At 60.2% G+C, this 20,188-nt stretch carries 25 protein-coding genes and 1 pseudogene; 18 read left to right on the forward strand and 8 right to left on the reverse strand.

All coding sequences use genetic code 11. The features are described 5' to 3' along the window. Positions 1-436: 436 nt before the first annotated feature. On the forward strand, positions 437-1,219 hold the full coding sequence (locus tag YUA_RS0128960; RefSeq protein ID WP_027533832.1) for a hypothetical protein: 783 nt from the start codon (positions 437-439) through the stop codon (positions 1,217-1,219). A 97-nt stretch (positions 1,220-1,316) separates the two neighbouring features. On the opposite strand, the gene YUA_RS47135 is transcribed toward YUA_RS0128960, so the two are convergent. Together YUA_RS47135 and YUA_RS0128970 are read right to left on the reverse strand one after the other, a co-directional pair. Beyond that, positions 1,317-3,710 carry a DUF5906 domain-containing protein gene (locus YUA_RS47135; RefSeq protein WP_027533833.1) on the reverse strand — a complete coding sequence of 798 codons (2,394 nt, stop codon included), beginning with the start codon at positions 3,708-3,710 and terminating at the stop codon, positions 1,317-1,319. Between the two features lie 9 nt (positions 3,711-3,719). After that, positions 3,720-4,022, reverse strand: a complete 303-nt coding sequence (locus YUA_RS0128970) for a hypothetical protein (protein ID WP_156947320.1) — start codon at positions 4,020-4,022, stop codon at positions 3,720-3,722. 149 nt (positions 4,023-4,171) lie between these two features. On the opposite strand from YUA_RS0128970, the gene YUA_RS0128975 reads away from it, so the two are divergent. From YUA_RS0128975 to YUA_RS0129040, 14 genes are all read left to right on the forward strand, one after another. Then, on the forward strand, positions 4,172-4,621 hold the full coding sequence (locus tag YUA_RS0128975) for a hypothetical protein (protein ID WP_027533835.1): 450 nt from the start codon (positions 4,172-4,174) through the stop codon (positions 4,619-4,621). Positions 4,622-4,785: 164 nt separating this feature from the next. Beyond that, positions 4,786-5,043: a hypothetical protein gene (locus YUA_RS0128980; protein ID WP_156947322.1), complete on the forward strand. Its 258-nt coding sequence runs from the start codon at positions 4,786-4,788 to the stop codon at positions 5,041-5,043. Next, complete coding sequence (locus YUA_RS0128985; RefSeq protein ID WP_027533837.1) at positions 5,043-5,447, forward strand: hypothetical protein; 405 nt, start codon at positions 5,043-5,045, stop codon at positions 5,445-5,447. The genes YUA_RS0128980 and YUA_RS0128985 overlap by 1 nt, the downstream gene beginning before the upstream one ends. After that, complete coding sequence (locus YUA_RS0128990; protein ID WP_027533838.1) at positions 5,447-5,671, forward strand: hypothetical protein; 225 nt, start codon at positions 5,447-5,449, stop codon at positions 5,669-5,671. Before YUA_RS0128985 ends, YUA_RS0128990 begins: the two co-directional genes overlap by 1 nt. Before the next feature lie 5 nt (positions 5,672-5,676). Further along, entirely contained in the window at positions 5,677-5,913 is a 237-nt protein-coding gene (locus tag YUA_RS0128995; RefSeq protein ID WP_027533839.1) for a hypothetical protein, read from the forward strand. Positions 5,914-6,083: 170 nt separating this feature from the next. Then, positions 6,084-6,230, forward strand: coding sequence for a hypothetical protein (locus YUA_RS0129000; protein ID WP_156947324.1), 147 nt, complete (start codon positions 6,084-6,086; stop codon positions 6,228-6,230). After that, complete coding sequence (locus YUA_RS45385) at positions 6,227-7,438, forward strand: DUF2800 domain-containing protein (protein WP_051383440.1); 1,212 nt, start codon at positions 6,227-6,229, stop codon at positions 7,436-7,438. Before YUA_RS0129000 ends, YUA_RS45385 begins: the two co-directional genes overlap by 4 nt. Before the next feature lie 20 nt (positions 7,439-7,458). Then, positions 7,459-8,103 carry a DUF2815 family protein gene (locus YUA_RS45390; protein ID WP_051383441.1) on the forward strand — a complete coding sequence of 215 codons (645 nt, stop codon included), beginning with the start codon at positions 7,459-7,461 and terminating at the stop codon, positions 8,101-8,103. A 59-nt stretch (positions 8,104-8,162) separates the two neighbouring features. Then, positions 8,163-8,384, forward strand: a complete 222-nt coding sequence (locus tag YUA_RS0129015; protein ID WP_027533841.1) for a hypothetical protein — start codon at positions 8,163-8,165, stop codon at positions 8,382-8,384. Next, positions 8,381-10,303, forward strand: coding sequence for a hypothetical protein (locus YUA_RS45395; RefSeq protein ID WP_051383442.1), 1,923 nt, complete (start codon positions 8,381-8,383; stop codon positions 10,301-10,303). Before YUA_RS0129015 ends, YUA_RS45395 begins: the two co-directional genes overlap by 4 nt. After that, complete coding sequence (locus YUA_RS0129025) at positions 10,300-10,563, forward strand: hypothetical protein (RefSeq protein ID WP_027533842.1); 264 nt, start codon at positions 10,300-10,302, stop codon at positions 10,561-10,563. Before YUA_RS45395 ends, YUA_RS0129025 begins: the two co-directional genes overlap by 4 nt. Next, on the forward strand, positions 10,547-12,064 hold the full coding sequence (locus YUA_RS0129030; protein WP_051383443.1) for an SNF2-related protein: 1,518 nt from the start codon (positions 10,547-10,549) through the stop codon (positions 12,062-12,064). The genes YUA_RS0129025 and YUA_RS0129030 overlap by 17 nt, the downstream gene beginning before the upstream one ends. Positions 12,065-12,177: 113 nt before the next feature. Then, entirely contained in the window at positions 12,178-12,867 is a 690-nt protein-coding gene (locus tag YUA_RS47140; protein WP_156947326.1) for a helix-turn-helix transcriptional regulator, read from the forward strand. 32 nt (positions 12,868-12,899) lie between these two features. Next, the gene (locus tag YUA_RS0129040) at positions 12,900-13,202 is read left to right on the forward strand and encodes a hypothetical protein (RefSeq protein ID WP_027533844.1); all 303 of its coding nucleotides are present in this window, start codon (positions 12,900-12,902) and stop codon (positions 13,200-13,202) included. 211 nt (positions 13,203-13,413) lie between these two features. Here the strand turns inward: YUA_RS0129040 and YUA_RS0129045 are convergent, their stop codons facing one another. The 4 genes and pseudogenes from YUA_RS0129045 to YUA_RS0129065 form a co-directional block, all read right to left on the reverse strand. Beyond that, complete coding sequence (locus YUA_RS0129045) at positions 13,414-14,361, reverse strand: hypothetical protein (RefSeq protein ID WP_027533845.1); 948 nt, start codon at positions 14,359-14,361, stop codon at positions 13,414-13,416. Positions 14,362-14,507: 146 nt separating this feature from the next. Beyond that, positions 14,508-14,949, reverse strand: a pseudogene (locus YUA_RS48845) (transposase); the annotation flags it as partial. A 188-nt stretch (positions 14,950-15,137) separates the two neighbouring features. Next, positions 15,138-15,557 carry a GFA family protein gene (locus tag YUA_RS0129060; RefSeq protein ID WP_027533846.1) on the reverse strand — a complete coding sequence of 140 codons (420 nt, stop codon included), beginning with the start codon at positions 15,555-15,557 and terminating at the stop codon, positions 15,138-15,140. Next, positions 15,554-16,243, reverse strand: coding sequence for a class I SAM-dependent methyltransferase (locus tag YUA_RS0129065; protein WP_027533847.1), 690 nt, complete (start codon positions 16,241-16,243; stop codon positions 15,554-15,556). Before YUA_RS0129065 ends, YUA_RS0129060 begins: the two co-directional genes overlap by 4 nt. 84 nt (positions 16,244-16,327) lie before the next feature. On the opposite strand from YUA_RS0129065, the gene YUA_RS0129070 reads away from it, so the two are divergent. Beyond that, positions 16,328-17,083: a dienelactone hydrolase family protein gene (locus YUA_RS0129070; RefSeq protein WP_027533848.1), complete on the forward strand. Its 756-nt coding sequence runs from the start codon at positions 16,328-16,330 to the stop codon at positions 17,081-17,083. A 221-nt stretch (positions 17,084-17,304) separates the two neighbouring features. Here the strand turns inward: YUA_RS0129070 and YUA_RS0129080 are convergent, their stop codons facing one another. Next, the gene (locus YUA_RS0129080; RefSeq protein WP_027533849.1) at positions 17,305-19,002 is read right to left on the reverse strand and encodes a methyl-accepting chemotaxis protein; all 1,698 of its coding nucleotides are present in this window, start codon (positions 19,000-19,002) and stop codon (positions 17,305-17,307) included. A 210-nt stretch (positions 19,003-19,212) separates the two neighbouring features. On the opposite strand from YUA_RS0129080, the gene YUA_RS0129085 reads away from it, so the two are divergent. Continuing rightward, positions 19,213-19,431 carry a hypothetical protein gene (locus YUA_RS0129085; RefSeq protein ID WP_035972138.1) on the forward strand — a complete coding sequence of 73 codons (219 nt, stop codon included), beginning with the start codon at positions 19,213-19,215 and terminating at the stop codon, positions 19,429-19,431. Here the strand turns inward: YUA_RS0129085 and YUA_RS51235 are convergent, their stop codons facing one another. Then, the gene (locus YUA_RS51235; protein WP_198029526.1) at positions 19,432-19,605 is read right to left on the reverse strand and encodes a hypothetical protein; all 174 of its coding nucleotides are present in this window, start codon (positions 19,603-19,605) and stop codon (positions 19,432-19,434) included. Positions 19,606-19,710: 105 nt separating this feature from the next. On the opposite strand from YUA_RS51235, the gene YUA_RS0129095 reads away from it, so the two are divergent. Beyond that, positions 19,711-20,103, forward strand: coding sequence for a hypothetical protein (locus YUA_RS0129095; RefSeq protein WP_027533851.1), 393 nt, complete (start codon positions 19,711-19,713; stop codon positions 20,101-20,103). Positions 20,104-20,188 lie beyond the last annotated feature (85 nt).

The raw sequence follows: 20,188 nt of genomic DNA on the forward strand, positions 1-20,188 counted from the left end.
ATTGCGAACTGAGCCAGATTGAGACGACCGCCCCGTGGTCACAGTCGGCCACAGCTAAATCTCGACCTTTATGCCACTGTGACCGGCTGCAAAGGATTGTTTTTATTGTATAATTTATATCTGGTCAAAGTGGTCATGGTGGTCATGGCACATCCTCCGTATATGCGCGCGCTCATGGAAGGCATCGATCAGTGAATTTTGTGTCTGCGCATCTTTGGTCGATTTGCCGGTGCTTTTCCCTGACCACTGTGACCAGCAGAGCATTTCGATGGATTTACAGCTAGTTGGACCGGTCATAGTGGTGAAATTCCACCATGACCGGTCATAGGTAGAAGGGTGACCACGGCCACTCTGGCGGCAAGCTAAGGTCGGAAGACGAAGTTTGACGGCGCTAGCGCCCCGAAGATGATCATCGACAAATTGAGCGGAGCAAATATTGTCGCGCGAAACGTTAATCAACCCACCTCGGCTCATCAACGTCGATCAGCGTGTCAAGTACGGTGCGGTGCAGGCCCTCACAGGCATGGCTGAGACAGCCTTAGCTGATCTTGAGCAGTTAGCTTCCCAGATGATCGGCGAAAGCAATGACTCCACTCGGGACTTGGTCAATCATCATCGCGCGTTGATGTTAGCCTGGAGCATTGTCGACCAAGCAGATCTTCTCCGCCATCTAATTGCATCAGAAGGAAACAAAATAGACCTTCCGGAGAAAACGCAGTTTCTGGCCGCTGCTAGTGACGTGCAAAAGGTTCGAAACTGGATGCGGCATATTCCACAGCGAATAGACGCATTTAAAGCCATGAAAGAGCCTATGCCGCCAATCCTTGGTGCGCTTTCATTTGCGACCGTGGTTAGGGCGAGTATCGATTTAAAGGCCGGAGCGTGCGTAGATGACCGTCATGTTCTTGAGTACCATGCGGTCATACTCATCAATACGGCGCTAGAACGTTCGGTGCAGTTGAAGGGCGCGCCGATGCCATTCAGACAGTTCCGGATTCCTGTTGACCATTTCGTGCTGCAAGCCTTTGGCGTTTTGCTGCCTCTCGGCGATATCGTGGCGCTGATGAGTAAATTTTGCGACGCATTGGCAGCGGGAGTGGACAGGTGGCTTGATGAGCAGCGCGCCGAAATGAGCGCAAGCGCTACCGATGTGTCAGAAATGTTCGACCCACAATTCGGCCCCGGTCACATTTATCGAATGATAGCAAAGCGGGACTAGGGCGCTCCGGTGCGTTGGCGGGAGAGAGCCAGAGTCATCGCGCCTGCTAAACTCAGGCATCCGGTTTGGCGGAACTCTCTGCACAACGTATCGTGGCTTAGCCGAGCAAGTCGTCAGTTTCGCTGAACTCGGAAGCCCAGTCGACTTCGCAGCCTAACATCTTTTCGAACTCTGCGCGACACTTCGAGAGGCACGGAATTACATAGAAGAGCTGCCTTTTTCCGTCTGATCGAGGCCTGATTTTGGCGATCGAGGGAAAAATCTGATGCACGCGAGTTCCAAAACGTGCAGCGTTGAGCGGATCGCCCTGATATCGACGTCGCCTCAGCCAATCTTCGTAATTCAGGCGGAAATCGTCTGTGGAAACCTTGATTGGTGCTTCGTCCCACGACAGTTCGACGTCCTCGAACATGGGGTCGCCCGGCGCGCGGCCGGATGACAGGACCTCAAATAGCCATTGCTCTACGCCGCGGAGCGAGGCAAGCTTCTGGTCGCGCAAGCCAGTGGTCATCGGTGGGTTGCGCACGTCGAAGCCGGTCAGGTCGAGCGACAGCAGATGGTGCAGCAGCGCGGCGCGCCCGCCGTTGTGCATCTCGTCGCGGAGCTTGGCGAAGTAAACGGTGTCTTTCGCCCTGGTATCGGCCACGTTGAGCACGCAGAAGCGGCGCTCATCGAACGTCGCCGGCACGACCCAATCTTCGTTCGAGCTGATCATGATGCGTAGCACCGACGCGACCTGAAATGCGTTGATGCCTTTGCTCTCGATCATCACCTGTTCGGACGTGATGACGTGCTTAAGCTGCCCCTCGGCCTTCTTGTCGCCGGCCCAAAAGCCTTCTTCGACGTGCAGCAGCAGCGTCTTTTCCTGGTGAGCGTTGAAGCGGCCGACCAGATGCTCGGGGTTGGAGATTTTCGTGTGATGCGACGGGAACAGGCCACCGACGTAATCGCCGATCGTGTCCTTGCCGGCACCCTTGCGGCCTCGCAGCACGAGCGCGGTACCAGGCTTCTCCCACGGCCGCTGAATCATGTGCGCAAGCCAGCGGATCACCCATTGATAGGCGGTCTCGTCGCCGGCACAGACGTTCTCGCGCAGGTGGTCGAGGAAGCGCGCGCACGATGACGATGGATCGGGCTCGACGGCAAAACCTTGCCAGTGGTTGTAGGCTCCTTCGGGTCCGCCCTGCGGTGCGAAGACGATACCATTCGGATAGCTGCGGCGTGCCTTGTGGCGCATCCACGCTTTCGTCACCGGCTCGGTGGACTTCTCGGTGGCGACGCGATCGTTCTCGTAGAAATTATAGAGGTCGTGCACCGAGCCGTAGGACGTCGTGCCATCATGCTCAAACGTCAGGATCACGGTTTTGCCTTTGACCGCCGCGCAGGCATAGCGCTTGTTCAGCTTCGCGATCCGCTTCGGAACGTGGCCGAGATCGTGATGCACTTCAGCTTGTTTTAGCTTGCGCACGCGCTCCGGCTGCTCGCCCGCGGTGTCATCGGCGCCGAGCAGATTGTCTACGTCATCAGAGATGGGATCGGTTTCGCCGAGGGCAGCGCCATCGTCGTCATCGTCGCCGAGATCGTCGAAGGCGCTCATCAACCGCACTTCTTTTGCGGCCGATAGGAGCGTCGCCATGCGAACCGGCTTGCCCGATTGGCGGAATGATCGCCAAACTCGCCGTTGATCTTCCGGATCGTACTTGTCAGAGGCAGCGGAGAACTCAACCCAGAGCTTGAAGCCTTCTTTGCTGCCGCTGAACTCGTGATGCAGCGCCATGCCGACCTGCAACCACCCATCGCGGTCCTCGCGCCAGGTGTCGGTGGGCAGATCGGCGAGAATATCCTTCGCATCGGCGACGGAAAGGCCGAGCGGATTGGTCCGGACGTCGGTTTCGTCGCGGCTCGGCGGCTCCCAGGACGCGACTCGAGCGGCGGAAATGACGGGGCCGACGCCGAGCTCGACGAGATCCGCGGGCCACTCACGCTCCCATTTGTACCGCTTGCCGGTGTCCGGATGGACCGACGGTGGCACGACGACTTGCTTGCCGGTGCCAAACCGCTCGATTTCCCATGCCCAATGGCTCTTTTTGTCCTTCCCGATAATTTTTTCCGACGAATGCCGCAGCTTTTTCGAAGGAAATGGTCGTTCGGTCAGGAAATACAGGTGGCGACTCTCACCGAGCGATCCGGAGATGACGGATGGCAGTGAGCGCGCTTCGGGAATCAATTCGAGCAGCGCGGCCCTGGCCTCATCGGTCTTGTCGGCGTCGCGGATGTCGAGATCGATGCAATGCAGATAGAGATCGTGAAGAAACGACGGCTCGCCGAGGCGCACACCGAGGTTATACCCTTCGCGATAGGTCTTCTTGAGGGTGGCGAGTGAAGCGACGCGCTCTGTCGACCAGCTATCGTTGACCGGCGCCTTGGAGCGCGGTCGCAGCCAATGTAGAGCGAACCCCCAACTCGACAGCCGTTCGGCTTGGTCGAGCACGCGACAACCTTATTTCTTGAAGACGAACGGATAGAATTCTTCGATCGAGACGCGACCGCGCGCCTTTTCCACAACAAGCATCGCCAGCGCCGGCACACAGCGATTCGTGCGGACGGGTTTGCAGATGCCCTCGTGCGTGTAGCCGAGCTTCTCGGCGACCGCGCGCAGGTCGAGCATCTTCTGCCCGTTCTTGCGCACCAGATGAGGGAAGGCTTTTTTCAGCACGTCATAGAGCGGACCGCGCGAATATTCGCCGGTCTCCGGGTCTAGCGTGACGATCGCCACCAGCCCGCCCTTCTTAGGTTTAGACATTCCCGACTCCTCGATAATGCGTGAGACGCTAGTTGAACCAAGCCGCGAGAGTCAACCTCGATATTTTTTCTCATCTGTTAGTTGACATTGCGTATGAGGCCGTGATTTTGTTGTCTCACTGCAAATCACCCATTCCGGAGAAACGGTGCATGTCCCTTGAGGCAGCGATCAAAGAACTCAACGAAAATATTGTGAAGAACAACGCCCTGCTCGCCGCGGCCAACGCGCGCGGCGACAAGGCTCTCGCGACGATCGCGGGCGGCAAACCCGACAAGGACGCGAAGCCGCCGAAGGACGCGAAGCCGCCCAAGGAGACCGCCAAGGAAACGAGCGGCGACGAGATCCCCGAGGACAAGTTCAACGCGGCCCTCGCAAAGTTCCTCGGCACCGACGACGAGAAGCTGCTTGCCACGCGCAAGGCCTTCTTCAAGTCGGTCCTCGCCAAGGTCGACGCCGCCAACGCGAAGAAGATCGCGGCTTCCGATCGCGCCCAGGTCATCGAATGGGTCAAGGCGAGCATCAAGGACCCCGACTTCGCCATTTCCTCGGACGATGCCGGCGAGGCCGAAGGCGAGGAAGAAGACGATCTCTTGTCCTAAGTCTCAACTGTTTGTTGAGATCGAACGGTTCCCCGGCTCAGCCCGGGGGACTTTTCGGCGGAAGGTCGGAAGCCAAATGCGCAGCACGCCGGTCCAGCCCCGGGCGAGCGCCGACAGTAGCGACGGGCCGACCTTCCACCGAAGAGTCGTAGGGAGACGATAGAATGAGACGCATTCTCAGCCTCGGCAGCGGTTTAGGCCTCGCGGCAGCGGCGGCAATGACCGGCGCGGGCCGCATTACAGACGATGTCGTGACGTCGACTATCGATCCGAAGGAGCGACCGTTGAGCCGTCCGGCGCCGAAGCCGCGGCCCTCGCGCTTGCCGCGCCCCGGCCTGAACCGCTCCCGCAACTGGCGTTATGCCCGCACCTACGCAGAAGCCCGCGCCAAGTCGCCCTTTCCAGATCGTCCGGTGCGCTGATGGCAGCGCGCGGGGAATTCTGGATCGTCGAGTACGCTGGCGAGGTCAATGTCGCCAAGTGCACCGGCGCCGATGGGCAGAACTGGCGGGTGCTCGGTTTCAAAGAGCACGTTGGCGGCAAGACGCCCGGCTTCCGTGCTGTCCGAAAGCTCGACATCGGTGCCCTGCTCGACGCACCGGCTCCGACTGAGCCGACCGACATCAAGCGGCTCACCGATAGACAGATCCTCGAGCTCACGCTTGCGACGACCCCGTTCGCCGAGGCCAGGCGTCAGGTGAACTATGGCATCGCGACGATGGAGCAGGCCTGCGAGCAGAAGGTCAAGCCAGACGTCTATCGCATGCGCCGCATGGAATTCGAGACCACCCAGAAGGTCGCGAAAGCCCTGGGAGTGATCGTCTGATGGCACGGATCAGCGTCAAGAAAGACCCCGCGCAGCCCGAGCGCAAGGAAGTTCTAGCCGAGGCCATCGTTCGGATCGGCGAAGCCCTTGAGTCGCTCAAGAAGTCGGGCCTCAACGAGCACGCGATCGTCGTGCTGCTCCATCACGAAACCAAGATTTCGATGCGCGACATCCGCGTGGTGTTCGCCGGCTTGCGCCAGTTGCGCGGGCGGTACTGCCGATAGCAGCGATGACGCCAAAACAGCACTACGACGCACGTCAACAACTGAAGAAGGAGCTTCGCATGGCAATGGAACAGAAATACCAGGAACGCGCGGAACGGGAGGCAAAATTCGACGCCCTCGCTGATCGCGGCATCCTAGTCATCGGCGCGCTGCTCAGCGGCAAGGCAGCCATTGTCGTCTCCGGATCGGCGAGCAGCCACGACAACCCGCTCTCGATCCGCATCAAACTCGACGGTGAATAGAAATTAGGCGCCGGGGGCAACGCAGGAGCCGTGGCCGGAGCGAGCAGCACAACCTGTACCGGATATCACTGGCTGAATACAGGCAGCTAGAGCGGTATGCGACCCCCGTCGCCTGAGAGATTAAAGTGAACGCGCAATGGAAGAAGCAACTATCGAAGCTCGAACGGCTGATGCGCGAGCTGCGCGAAGTCGAAACCGCGGCTTCGGAGTTGCTGGCGCGCGAGGAATGCAAGAACGGCGTCGCGATTGCCAAGGCCCGCAGTCGGATTCGGGATGCGGCTCTGCTCGTGCAGTCGTCCATTGAGGAAAGCAAATGAGCGAGGGTCATTCCGAACACGCACCATCGGGCGCCGACTCGTGGATGGTCTGCCACGGCTATATCAACGCCACCCGCGGATTGCCTGACAAGACGACCATCTACGCGGCCGAAGGCACTTGCGCTCACACGATCCATGAGACCTGCCTGCTGCTTGGCTGCGATCCCGACATCTTCCTCGGTCGCAAGATGTCAGCTGACGGGTTCGATTTCGAGGTCAAGCCCGAATGGATTCGCGCCCTTCAACCTGGTATCGATCGCGTCCGTGAATTCGCCGGCAAGATGTTCGTCGAGTATCGCGTCGACACGACGAGGTGGGTCGGTCTCGATCGTAAAGGTCGTCGCCAGGGCGGCACGCTCGACACCGGTATCGTCGGCAAGAAGCTGATCGTCATCAAGGATCTCAAATTCGGCGCCGGCGTCCCCGTCTCGCCGAAGCGCAATCGTCAGATGATGATCTATGCGCTCGGGTTCTGGGACAACGTCGCACGCCATCTGACCGATGCCACGAATTTCCTGCTCATCGTCGATCAGCCGCGCTGCGCAGGCGGTGGCGGCGAGTGGGAATGCACCCTTGAGGAGCTGCTTGAATTTGGCGAGGAAGTGAAGGCGGCCGCCGAAGCGACCCGCGATCCGAACGCACCTCGCACCGCCTCCGAAAAGGGGTGCTACTTCTGCCCGGCCGCGAAGACCGGCTGCGACGAATACGACCGCTTCCAGCTCGACATCATCAGCCAACAATTCGATGATCTCGACGCCGAGCTTGACGATAAGCCGGATCTGCCACGTCGGCTCACACCTGAGCGTCGCAGCTACGTGGTCCGGCACGCCAGCATGTTTACGAAGTGGCTTCAGCAGCTCCACACCGACTGCCTTGCTGATGCCCTGGCAGGCGATCCCACACCAGGGCTCAAAGCTGTAACAGGCCGCAAGGGCGATCGCCGCTGGATCGACCCGACGGTTGCAGAGGGTTTCCTTCTGAAGCGGCTTTCGCGTGAGAAGGCTTTCACCTCCAAGTTGATATCCGCACCGCAGGCCGAGAATTTGCTGTCCACGAAGGATTGGGGCGCTGCGAAGAAGCTGATCACCCAGGACGACGGCAAACCCATGCTCGTCCCTGACACCGATGAGCGGGAGGCGATTACGCCGACCGCCGATCTGTTCGACGACCTCGACGATGTCGGCGAAACGAGCGATCTGCTCGGCTAAATATGAAAGGTATGGCCCCTATGGCTAAAGAAAACACCAATGTTCAAGTGCGTCTCGAAAACGTCCGTCTGTCTTTTGCTCATGTGTTTCGTGCGCAGAAGCCGAAGCCGGACAAGGACGGCAATGTCGGAGCGGCGAAGTTCAACTGCTCAGGTTTGATCGATAAAAAGACCGAACAGGGCAAGAAGAACATCGCAAAAATGAAAGCCGCGATGACCGAAGCGCGCGACAACAAGTGGCCGAAAAACCCACCCAAACTGAAACCCGAAAAGCTCTGTATGCGAGACGGGGATCAAGAGGATTGGGACGGCTACGAAGGCATGTACTACGTCTCGGCGTCCAACTCCAAGCGACCGAAGATCATCGATCGGGATAAAACCCCGTTGACCGAAGAAGACGGAAAAATCTATTCCGGCTGCTACGTCAACATGATCGTCAACGTTTGGGCCCAGGACAACGAACACGGCAGACGCATCAATGCCTCTCTTGAAGGCATCCAGTTCGTGAAAAACGGCGAAGCGTTTGGCGCGGCTCCCCTCGACGACGATGCATTCGATGATCTCGGCGAAGGCGAGGACGACGATGAGGAGAATGGCGGGAAGCCGGCGCGGCGGGGCCGGTCTCTCGACGACGATGACGACGATGGTGACGACCTTCTCGGCTAAGTCGAACCTCGGGGTGTCGGGCGACCGGCACCCCTCTTTCCCTTCATCGGAGCAATGCCATGAGTGAAAAACGGGAACTGTTCGCCACGGCGCGTGTGTCGCTGACAGTTGAGGTCGACGCCGCCTGTTGGGATGTCGGCTCGTCGGCCGAACAGATTTTCAACGCCGCTGGTCGCGAGGCGAAAAACAAACTGGATATCCTGTTTCAGAAGGAACGCGATGTCAGGGTCGTCGGTCAGCCCGTCGTCACATTGATCACGGGCCTACAGAAGACTAGATGAAGACATCGCTAGCCGACGCCGCGCTGTTCGACACCGAGGTCTACTGGAACTACTTCCTGGCGGCCTTTAAGTCGATCAAGACCGGCAAGGTGCTTCGGTTGGAGAAATCCGACCGATGCGTGCTTGACCGGAAGAAGCTGCGCCAGGTGCTCGACGAATACTGCACGGTCGGCTTCAACTCGATCCCCTTCGACATCCCCGTCGTGTCGGCCGCCCTGGCCGGCTTCAGCAACAAGGCGCTGAAGCAGATCGCCAACGAGATCATCAAGGATGACGCGAAGCCATGGGAAATCTCGCGCACCTATGATTTCGAGCTGATCCAGTGCGACCATGTCGACCTGATCGAGATCGCACCAGGGCAGAACAGCCTCAAGATTTACAACGGCAAAATGCACGGCCGGCGGATGCAAGACCTGCCGGTTGATGAGGATGCTGTGCTCACTCATGCCGAGATGGATATCGTCTCGGACTATTGCGTCAACGACCTGGCCGCCACCGGCCTGCTGATGCAGACGCTTCGCGAGCAGTTGGTCCTTCGCGAGACGATGAGCAAACAGTACGGCGTGGATCTGCGCTCGAAATCGGACGCGCAGATCGCCGAGGCGGTGATCAAGAAAGAGCTGAAGCGGCTCACCGGAGAGGAGCCGAAGAAGCCCAAACTCAAAGCCGGCGCGACCTACAAGTATCGCGTTCCCGACTTCATTCGCTACGAGACGCCGGAGCTCAACGCCGTTCTCGACAACGTCCGGAGCGCTGACTTCGCCATTTCCGCGAGCGGCAAGGTGCTTATGCCGGACGTGTTGAAGAAGGCAAAAATTAAGATCGGGCAGTCGATTTATCGGATGGGCATCGGCGGTCTGCACTCGTCCGAGAAGTCGGTTGCGCACCTTGCCGACGAGAGTACGAGGCTCGTGGATCGCGACGTTCGCGGCTACTATCCCCAGATCATTCTCAACCTGGGCCTATACCCGCAGCATCTCGGCCCGATCTTCCTCCGGGTGTTCCGGTCGTCGGTCGAGCGCCGCAACAAAGCCAAGGATCGCGTCGACGAGCTGAAGAAGCTGATCAAGCGCGCGAACGACGAAGCCGCTCTGCTGAAGCAAGAATTGAAGTCGAACGAGGACGCCTCGGGCAGCTTGAAGATCGTCAACAACGGCGCCTTCGGCAAGTTGGGATCGAAATGGTCGGTGCTGTTCGCGCCCGATTTGATGATCCAAGTCACGATCGGCGGGCAACTGTCGCTACTCATGCAGATCGAGATGGTCGAGCGCGCGGGCTTCCGCGTGATCAGCGCCAACACCGACGGCATCGTCATCGTCTGCCCGGTCGACCGCCGGGATGAGTTGGAAGCGGTCATTCGCGAGTGGGAGAAGCGCACGGGGTTCGAGACCGAGGAGACCGAGTACAGCGCCCTCTACTCGCGCGACGTGAACAACTACATCGCCGTGAAGACCGACGGCTCGGTGAAGAAAAAGGGCGCCTACGCCGAACCCAAGATCGTCGCGAGCTCGTGGCCGTCGCCGCTCAACGAGGTCTGTTCTGACGCGGTGGTCGCCTACCTCACGAAAGGCGTTCCGATCGATCAGACCATTCACGCGTGCACGGACATTCGCCGCTTCGTCACGATCCGTACGGTCAAGGGCGGCGCGGTGAAGGACGGCATGTATCTCGGCAAGGCGATCCGCTGGTACTATTCCACGGAGGCCAGCGGCGAAATCAAGTACAGGCTGAACGGCAACAAGGTGCCGCGGACCGACGGCGCAAAGCCGCTCATGGAGCTGCCGGACACCTTCCCTGACGATGTCGACTACGATTGGTACATTCGCGAAGCGCACGACATCCTCGACGATGTCGGTTACGCCGCGCGCTCATCCAGATCGAACGTTAATCCCGAACTCTTTCTAGCGGCAGCTCTATGATCGAAAGCGAAATCGAAAACGCAGTGTGCGAGCGCGCCCAAGCCAACGGCTGGCTGGTGCGCAAGTTCAAATATATCGGTCGGCGCGCTGCCGCTGATCGACTTTTCATCCGCGGAGGCCGCGTCGTGTTCATCGAATTCAAGCAGAAGGGCAAACTGCCGCGTCCAGGACAGGACCGCGAGCATTTGCGGCTGAAGGCCCATGGTGCCGAAGTCCACGTGATCGACAATATCGAGGACGGTCTTGAAGTCCTCCGCTGATCGCGACATCGCCTTCCTGCTAGGTCACAACGGCGGCCCGTCTCTCGACGACATCGCTGAGCTGCTCGGCAACGTCGTCAGCAGCATCCGCGATCGGGACGACCTCCGGCACTATCAGAACTACCTCGCCGACATCGTGTTCGAGCTGGAAGCGGTCATGCTGGCCGTGGACATGGGGCTCGGCAAGACGGCCGCGACGCTGACTGCCATTCGGAAGCTGCTCGACTTCTTCATCGTCAAGCGCGTGCTGATCGTCGCCCCGCTGCGTGTCGCCGAGGAGACCTGGCCGGACGAGATCGCGGCTTGGAAGCATACGCGGGTGTTGTCATTTGAGGTTCTGACCGGTCCGGAAGCCCAACGGCGTGCTCGCGCGCACATGGAAGCCGACATCCACATCATCAACCGCGAGAATATCCGGTGGCTCTGGGCGCTTTGGGGAGACAAGTGGCCCTACGACATGGTCGTCTGGGACGAGTCCAGTCGTTTGAAGGCTTGGAAGAAGCGCACCGCGAAGAAACATCCAAAGACCGGCAAGCGCGCGCTCACCGAATTCGGCGCGATGGCGCAGGCTCGAGCCCACGTCGATCGCTTTGTCGAGCTCACCGGCACGCCCTCCCCCAACGGCGTCAAGGATCTCGGCGGGCAAATCTATATGCTCGACGGCGGCCGGCGCCTGGGCGCGAACAAGACCGCTTTTGAGCAGCGGTGGTTCGACAGCGACTACATGGGCTACAAGCTCGAACCGAAGGCGCACGCGCACAAAGAGATCATCGGCCTGGTCAAGGACGTGATGATCGGCATGCGAGCGGAAGACTATATCGAACTACCGCCGTTCGTGCGCAACGTCATCAAGGTCGACCTGCCCGACAAGGCGATGCGCGAGTACAAGCGATTCGAACGAACACTCGTCTCCGAAGCCTATGACGTCGAGGCCGTGAATCGCGGTGTGCTGACCAACAAGCTGCTCCAATTCGCCAATGGCAGCATGTACCAGGAAGCCGTGATCGACGAAGTCACCGGCCGGAAAATCCGTCCGCCGGCAGTTCCAATCCACGACGCGAAGTTAGAACCTCTCGAACGAATCATTGAAGAAGCGGCTGGCGAATCTGTGCTTGTCGCATACAGTTTTCGCTTCGACCGCGATCGCATCAGGAAGGCCTTCCCGAACGCGGTGATATTCGATGAGGAGCCGAACTTCGTTAAGCTGTGGAACGCGAAAAAGATCGGAATTGGATTGGCCCATCCAGCTTCGATCGGGCACGGCCTCAACATGCAGTTCGGCGGCCACATCTGCGTTTGGTACGGCATGACTTGGAGCTTAGAATTATACCAGCAGTTTAATAAGCGATTACCGCGCCCTGGTCAGCAACACCCCCTGGTAACAGGCCACCACATTCTCGCGCGGGGGACGATGGATGAAGTTGCTTACGCAACCATGAATTCCAAGGGTGTGACCCAAGATGCTGTTAATGACGCCGTCCGGATACGGCTACTGACTTGAAATATGGCGGATTTCTGGCGTAAGTCAGTGTTGACTTCAAGAAAGCTGTTAGTTAATTTCTCAACTGTTAGTTGGAAGTAACCCGATGCGGCAGTTCCGCAGAGTAGCGAGTGATGGCTGATTCTCCGAAGCGATTGACCGATACTGCTTTTGCAAAACGTCTTGAGCAAGCCTGCGACCTGCACGGTCGGGTACCGCCCTTCAACAAAGGGCGCCAGGCTTGGATTGCTGAAAAATTGGACGTCTCAGTTGAGACCTCCCGCAAATGGTTTTCCGGCGAGGCACGTCCCCGCCCCGAGAAGATGGCGAAACTCGCGGAAGTGCTGCGAGCGGACGAGAGCTGGCTGTCCCTGGGCTTCGTGCCCGATAAGAGTGCAGTCGATAAGGCTCAGCGGAATGCAGCGGCCCCGGGCGCCGTGAACCTGGTAGCCGGTCTGATCCAGCTGGCCGGCGGCGCGCCCTCGTTCTTCAAGGAGGACGATCCGCGTGCGAGCTACGCCGACATCCTCGCGATCATCCGCGGGTCGCATCACGAGATATCCGTCGTGCTCGGGCACCCCGAGGAGAACAAGGTCAAGTTCACCGTGCCGGCGGGCCACGAGAACGCGTTCGTGATCGGCGTTGTGATGACAGGCCCCATCGCCTTTGATCTGATCGCGATGCCCTCCGACCTGATCGTCAAGCACGGGCGGAAGCGCGGTGGCTATATCGAGCTGCAAATCGACAAGGCGCGCACGAAGTATTGGAGCGACACAGACGAGTGGCCTCGACTCGAGAGCTTCGACAAGCCGCTCATCGCCTAACATCGTTTGCATAAATTCAAGCAAATAGACCGATGGCCGACGAACTATCTATGCGGCGCGCCGTAATCGGCGGCGAGACCGCCCCAGGCGACTTCATCGTCATTTGGGACGAACTGCCGATCGGGCGCATCCATAAGACGACCGGCATGGGCGGCAAGGACGCATTCAATTGGAGTTGCGCGCTGCCAAATGTGCCGCAGCCCTCCAACCACCGAGGTCGCGCGACCACGCTGGAACAGGCCAAGGATGAGTTCCGGCGCGCCTGGGATGACCTAAAGTCCCAGGTAAGCTACGACCAGATTAGAGAGGCTCGCGCGATCGACGCGAAGCGCTAGCTGTCGGATTCATAGAAGGAATGTCGGCGCTGAGGGCCGAGCGGAAATCTCTGATCCAGAACGCTACTGCTTTGCTGGCGCGCCCGATTGCGGTCCTGAGGTGAAAGAGGTTCCGGCCGATATTTGGCTGGCCGCTGTCGAAATGATTGACGACTGGGAGTACACAACAGAGATTCCAGTTTTGAGCTTACGGTGAGGCTCTACAAACTTTTCAAGGCAAAAGTCCCTTCGCTCTAGCGCGCTCGAAATGTCTCGCGAGTTCTATTGAGCGCGACCGAAAGCGGCGCAAGTAGCCAAGATTCATCCACTCCTCAAACTGAGGAGTAAGCTTGTCAGGAGGGACGACCATTTTGGCGTAGTCTACCGCTTCAATCTTTAGGCGCTCACGAATAAACCGATACATGGTATCCACGCCGGTATCGTCAAAGCCCATCATTTTGTAGTCATTCAGAAGCTTTTTCATGCTGTCTGTAATTGTAGATGGGTCTTCTGTTTCCGGACTTGAGTGGATATCGAGGCCGGCGAATGGAAACGACAGGAAGCTCACCAAGAATACTATTCGATACGGCCCCATTACAAACTGGACTACACTGTAGTCTCCCGCTGAAACGCGGAAAAAGCTGGTTCTTGCTCCCACAAACATTGCCGCCACGGGCGCAAAACCTGGGATTGGAATGCGGCCTAGTGATATCGCTGGTATGGGAGAACTGATCTGCAGCTTCGGGAACCTGGTTATTCCTGGAGTGATGAATGACACCACCAGAGCGAATCCGTTATGGCGCTTTATCGCTTTAGTGAATTGTTTTCGTTTGTGAGGCTTCCCTCCGGAAGCGTCCAGTCGCTTGTAGTGAATTTCAGATAGATATGGCATCTGGGCGCTGGGATGGATGGTATAGTGCTGTGAGGTGACGGAGATGTTGAGCGGAATGTCGGCCTGCATTTTTGGAGGCAGCGCAGTGACAGGATATTTGACACTGCCGTTCAACATCTCCTTTGTTGGTTTTGCATCCATCACAACCATGAGGCTTCCAGTAGAGTTCAATCTGAAGCGCAGGAGCCGATAGCGCTCCCCCGCAACCTCAAAGAAGACATCGCGTTTTTCAGGAGTGAACATGCAGGCACCAAACCACAAAATGAGTACGACGAGAAAGAAGCCCAAGAGCGTTTCGAGGTTGCGCTACGTGGCGCGCTGAAAACGTCTCATGAGCCGTTGAAGGAAAAGCCGAAGGTGAAGAAGGCTAAGAAGAGCGAGAAGCGAAGCAATGAACGAGGTTGACGTGTCGGGGGCTGGAGAGCTTGCCGCTAGCGGAAATCGAATTCGGCAAGGTAGCGATGCCGATGCTTCTCGGAGCAGTGCTGATAGACGCCCTTCATGCCGCGTTTAATGATCGAATAATAGCCCTCGACCGTGTTCGTCGAGATCACTTGCACCTTTGCGGTGAACGTACTCGTCCTTGCTATGCGTAACGGTCGAGTGGTCGAGGCCGTCATCCACGCCGAGCACAACAGCCTCGCCGTCAAGAACGAAGTGACTGCTGCGCATTCGACGCGCTGACTCGACGATCAGGGGGAAGCGATCGGTCCAATCGTGGCCGCCTTTGGTGAACAGGCGCACGCGCACGCGCTCGCCCTCCCGCTGAACGATCAGACGGTAGCCGTCGTGCTTGATTTCATGTATCCAGTCCGGACCCGAGGGGACCTTTGTTCCGCGCGTCGGGAGGCTCGGTTCGTACGCGTTTCTCCGCATGGTCGTTACTTAGGAGCCGTGGCGAAAAATGCGAATCGCTGTCTCAACGTAGCTCGCCCAAGCTCAATCTGGTGACGGTATATCTGACGGTACAATAGCCGTCTCAAGCTGTAGACCTTCAGTTATTTCAATCACTTAGATGGAGTTTTAGTTCCCCTCAGCCGGCACCAGCGCTCGATGCGCATCGCTCAGCTTGGCGTCTTCCGCACGCTGCCGTGTTGCAGATGCTCGACGTCCGTGCCGTCGATATCGACCCATGCATGCTTCGACCGCTCGAACACCGATTTGATCGGCGCCGGGAAATTCGGGTCGGCGATTGCACCGACGGCGACGCCGATCAACGCCGGGAATTTGTCAGGCTTCCAAAAAACCGTCGAGCCGCAATCGGGGCAAAAATAGCAACGGACCTTGCCACCGCTCTCGCCGGCGCGAACATACTCCTTCGGTGCTCCTGAGATCTTGACGGCCTCGACCGGATAGAAAGCACCAACGCCGAATGGCGCGCCGGTCCGCCGCTGGCATTCGAGACAGTGACAGGCCGCGACCAGGCTGGGCGGTCCCGGAAGCGACAGCATAAGGGCACCACAACTGCATCTGGCGTCGATCATTGATTACACTCATCCAACCGCCAGAGCCCGAGGCTCTTGTCGCGCCAGCCGCCACCGCCCTCGTCGCAGCGTTCATCGATCAGCTCGCGCGGGGGCGGCCAATGGAACGGCGCCTTGGTCATGTTGAGCGCGCGCCAGTCGCCGTCCTCGCAATCACGGTTGCCCTCCCACTCCGGAAACGTCGTCACCAGCAGGAATTGCGCGCCGCTTGCGCGGAAGCGGGCGATGGCGCGCGCGATATTCTGGAAGCTCAGATGCACAAGACAGTCGCGGCACAGAATGACATCGCAACGCGGCAGGGAATCGCGCGTGATGTCGGCGACGAGAAAGCGGCCGCGCAATTCGCCTCGCGCGGCCCGCGCGCTGTTGGCTGCGATCAGCGACGGCACGATGTCGATGCCGGTATAGTCGATTTCGAGCTGCATGCTGCCGATCCAGCCCGCATCGCCGCAAGGCGCATCGAGCAGCGAACGCGCGCCAAGCCGCTGCACCAGGCCGGGCAGCGTCTCGCGGATCCCCGCGGTGGCGCGATCCTCGGAGCCGAGGCCCGAAACCGAGGTCGGAGCGCCCCAGAGGTTGGTTCGCTGAATCCGTTCAAAGCGCGCGGCGAGGTCGAGGCCGGTAAAACTCGCGCGGTCGGCAACGAACCGTTCATGGGCAAGCACGGAGGGGCGATGGGAGATCATTGGGTGGGACTCGCGTCAAGAATCCGTCGCAAGCGCAGTATAAAGGCGGCACGTCGCATCCGAAACATTTCTCCGAGCTCGCCGATGATCAGCCGACGCGCGGCTCTGGCCGCCATCGCCGCACTGCTGTCCCCCGTCGCCGCACGCAGCGCGTCCGGCGAGCAATTCGACGTCACGAGCGGCCCTGACAGCCTGCCGGTGTCGCGCTATGCGGCAGCCATCGACGGAAAACGTCCGGCCGTCATCGTGCTGCACGGCTCCCGCGGCATTGAGCTCAGGGCCCGCGCCTATCAGCGATATGCCGACGCGCTGACGGCACGGGGCATCGACACCTATTTTCTCCGCTACATGACGCCGGCCGATATGGCTGCGTTGACGTCCGCGGCGCATGAGAGCCGCGAGGCCTACGAGACGACGCGGTTCGACGGCTGGGCCGATACGGTCAACGCAACCGTGACGGCTGTCCTCGACCGATCCGACAGCTCGGGGCGCATCGGCCTGCTCGGCTTCTCGCTGGGCAGCTACATCGCCGCCGAGGCCGCCGCACGCGACAGGCGCATCGCAGCGCTGGCGGTGCTCTACGGCGGCATGCCCTACGCGATGGCCACCAAGGTCAAGCACCTGCCGCCGCTGATCGCGCTGCATGGCGAAGCGGACAAGAATGTCCCGATCGCGGAAGGCCGGCAACTGGTCGCGCTTGGCAAGCTGGTCGGCGCCGAGACCGAATTCGTGCCCTATCCGGGCAAGGCTCACGGCTTTGATTTCTCGGACACCGACCCGATGACCCGGGATGCGATCGATCGGGTCACACGGTTCTTCCAGGCCAAACTCGCTGTCTGAGCGGACAGCTCTCAAGTTGGATCAGAGTTCAACATGAGGTAGCATGCGCTCCGCATGCAGCCATACACCAGCCGAGAGAGCGCCAAGATCATCGCCGGAGCGGTCGCGGCCGTCGTGGCGACGGTCTTCCTTTTCGCGATCGCGATGGCGCTCTTGCTGCCTCAATAGGATCTGCACGGCGGCGGCGGCGCGAGGCCACCGGACCCTGGATGTCGTGCGGCTCAGGCCGCGCGCACCGTCCGCAGGAATTTTCCGACTTCGTCCTTCAGCCGGGTACTGTCGGTCGCCAGCATCTTCGCGGTCGAGAGCACCTGCGTGGACGCCGAGCCGGTCTCGGCCGCGCCGCGTTGCACGTCGGTGATGTTGGTCGAGACCTGCTGGGTGCCATGCGCGGCCTGCTGCACATTGCGCGAGATCTCCTGGGTCGCGGCGCCCTGCTCCTCGACGGCGGCGGCAATGGTCGAAGACACTTCCGACAGGCGTTCGATGGTCGCGGAGATGTCGCGGATCGCGGTCACCGATTCCTGGGTGGCGTTCTGGATGCCGGAGATCTGCTGGCTGATCTCGCCGGTCGCTTTCGCGGTCTGCTCGGCCAGCGTCTTCACCTCGGATGCGACGACGGCGAAGCCGCGGCCGGCCTCGCCTGCCCGCGCCGCCTCGATGGTGGCGTTCAGCGCCAGCAGATTGGTCTGGCCCGCGATGGTGTTGATCAGCTCGACGACGTCGCCGATGCGCGTCGCCGCGACCGAGAGCTCGCTGACCCGCTCGGTGGTGGTGCGCGCCTGGTTGACGGCTTCGCTCGCCATCCGCGCGGATTCCTGCACCTGCCGGCTGATCTCGTTGACCGAGGGCGACAATTCCTCCGTCGCGGTCGCAACCGACTGGACGTTGCCGGTGGCCTCGCCCGAAGCAACAGCCACCACCGAGGTGAGCTCCTGCGCGCGCTGTGCGGTGGTGGCCAGCGTCGAGGAGGACGCTTCGAGCTCGGTGGATGCGGATCCGACGGCCTCGATGATCTCGCCGACAGCGCGCTCAAAGCCGTCCGCCAGGTTGAACATGTCGCGGCGGCGCTGCTCGGCGGCCTGGTTCTCGACTTCCACCTGCGCCGCCTTGAGCCGCTCCACCTCGAGCGCATTGGTCTTGAACACCTCGACCGTCTTGGCCATGTCGCCGATCTCGTCGCGGCGGTCCTTCTCGGGCACCTCGGTCTTGAGGTCATTGCGCGCCAGGCCCTCCATGGCGAGCTTGAGCCGGGCGATCGGCTTCGACATCGCCACGAGACCGATGAAGAGCGCGATCGCGATGCCGATAATCAAGCCGCCGGCGCTGACGCTCATCACGGTCCAGGTTGCGGACTTGGCATCGCTCTCGATGGCTTCCTTGCGTCTGGCCACGGCCTTCGACGTATCGCTCGTGAACTTGGCAACGCGCTCGAGAGCCGCATCAATCAGCGGGTCGCACTCCTTGTGGGCACGATCAGCCGCCTTGGCATTTTCCTCCGGGCTGCTTGCAGCCCCGCCGGCCTGGAGCACCGGATCGCAACCTGCAAAGGCGGCCGTCAGCTGCGCACCGACGCTCTTCGTTTCGGTCGCGCGCGCCGGGTCGTCCTGCTCCGCGGCGTCCAGGTACTGGCGAATTTCACTGCGGTTCTGGTTCGCGATCTTGAGGCGGTTGGCGTTGCCCGCCTCGGCCGTCTCGGTGAACACCGCATAGAGCGCGGCGTGATAGGTCTCGATGCGGCGCTGGGCCCGCGTGAGGTTGAGGGCCGCCGACTGCATGGCGGTGAGCTCGCTGAAGCCGTCGACGGTCGCGGACAGCTCGCGGATGCCGAAGCCAGCGACAACTACCATCGCACAGCCCATCACGGTCACGATCAGCGCAACCTTCAACACGATCTTCAAATTATTCAAAAAGCTCATCGCAGCCGCCTAATAAATTATCCGGTCACCATTGACCGAAGCAGTCCCAGCAGCGTGCATAGGAACCGGCTAACGTTAAAAATTGATACTATTTGACCGGGGCAGTCTTACGGAAAAATAACTTTCCGGTGCTCGCGCGTAAGCTTCACGTAAGCCTCGGGTGTCCGGGGCCGCTCGGAACCAATCGCTCACGTTACTTGTTCTCGCCCCATGCGGATCAGAGAAGACAATCGAAACATGGTCCTGTTGACGACGGTCACGCTGTGCTGCGCAGTCGTGGCCGGCGCGCTCGCGGTGCTCCAGCCCGTGTTTGGGGAGCCACCCGAGAAGCAGGTCGCCGGTAGCAGGCCGATCGAGAACTCGGCCCAGGCATCGGTCCGGGTCGTCGGCGCCCCCTTCGTGCCCAACATCAATCCGCGCCAGCGCTAGCTATCGATCAGGGAGGGGGGAGATCTTCTGCCCCTCGTCAGGCTGGGCATGGGCGCGCACCAGATCCTCGACGAACGCGATCACCTCTGCGCGCTTGTCGGGCGGCAGTAACAGAAAGGCGCGCACGAGCCGCAAGCCCTGCGCTTCGTCCGACGGGTCGGCCCTGGAATCCATTCATCCAATGTCGGGCGTTCGGGAAAAATATGCAATCCCTTGCCGACAGCCTTCTTGATTCGGGGCCCCGGCTTTGGTGGAATAGCTCCAACAGGGTGGTGGATCATGAAGTGGATCAGGGAGCGCGACGCACTGATCGCGCAAACACTGGCCTTCGTGCAATCGGTCTCCGGCAGGAAGGTCGATTTTCGTCAGCCGGATACCGTTGCGGCTGCGCCAGTTCTGGCGGCAGAGTTCGTCTCCGTCCAGGCCGTGACCGTCGCATTCGAGCCGCCGCAAGCGGATTCGCCACCGCCGATCGCTCCGCCGCCCCAGCCGCTGCCGGTCCCCCCGCGACGGATGAGCGATGTCCGCAGCGAGATGCAGGCCCGCATCGCCAATTTCAGAAAGCATCAGGAGCGCTTCGAGCGCGAGCGCGAGGAGTATTGCGCGGCGACCCTGGCCAAGCTGCGCGCCGACATTCGCGATGCCGCCCCGCCGCCGGCGACCCAGAAGTAGGGCCGGCCGGGCTACATCCAAGACCTTACAGCCACGACCACACCAGCCAAAGATTGGCTGCGCAGGCGCCAAACAGTGCCAGCGT

Source organism: Bradyrhizobium sp. WSM3983, assembly GCF_000473045.1.
GTDB lineage: Bacteria > Pseudomonadota > Alphaproteobacteria > Rhizobiales > Xanthobacteraceae > Bradyrhizobium.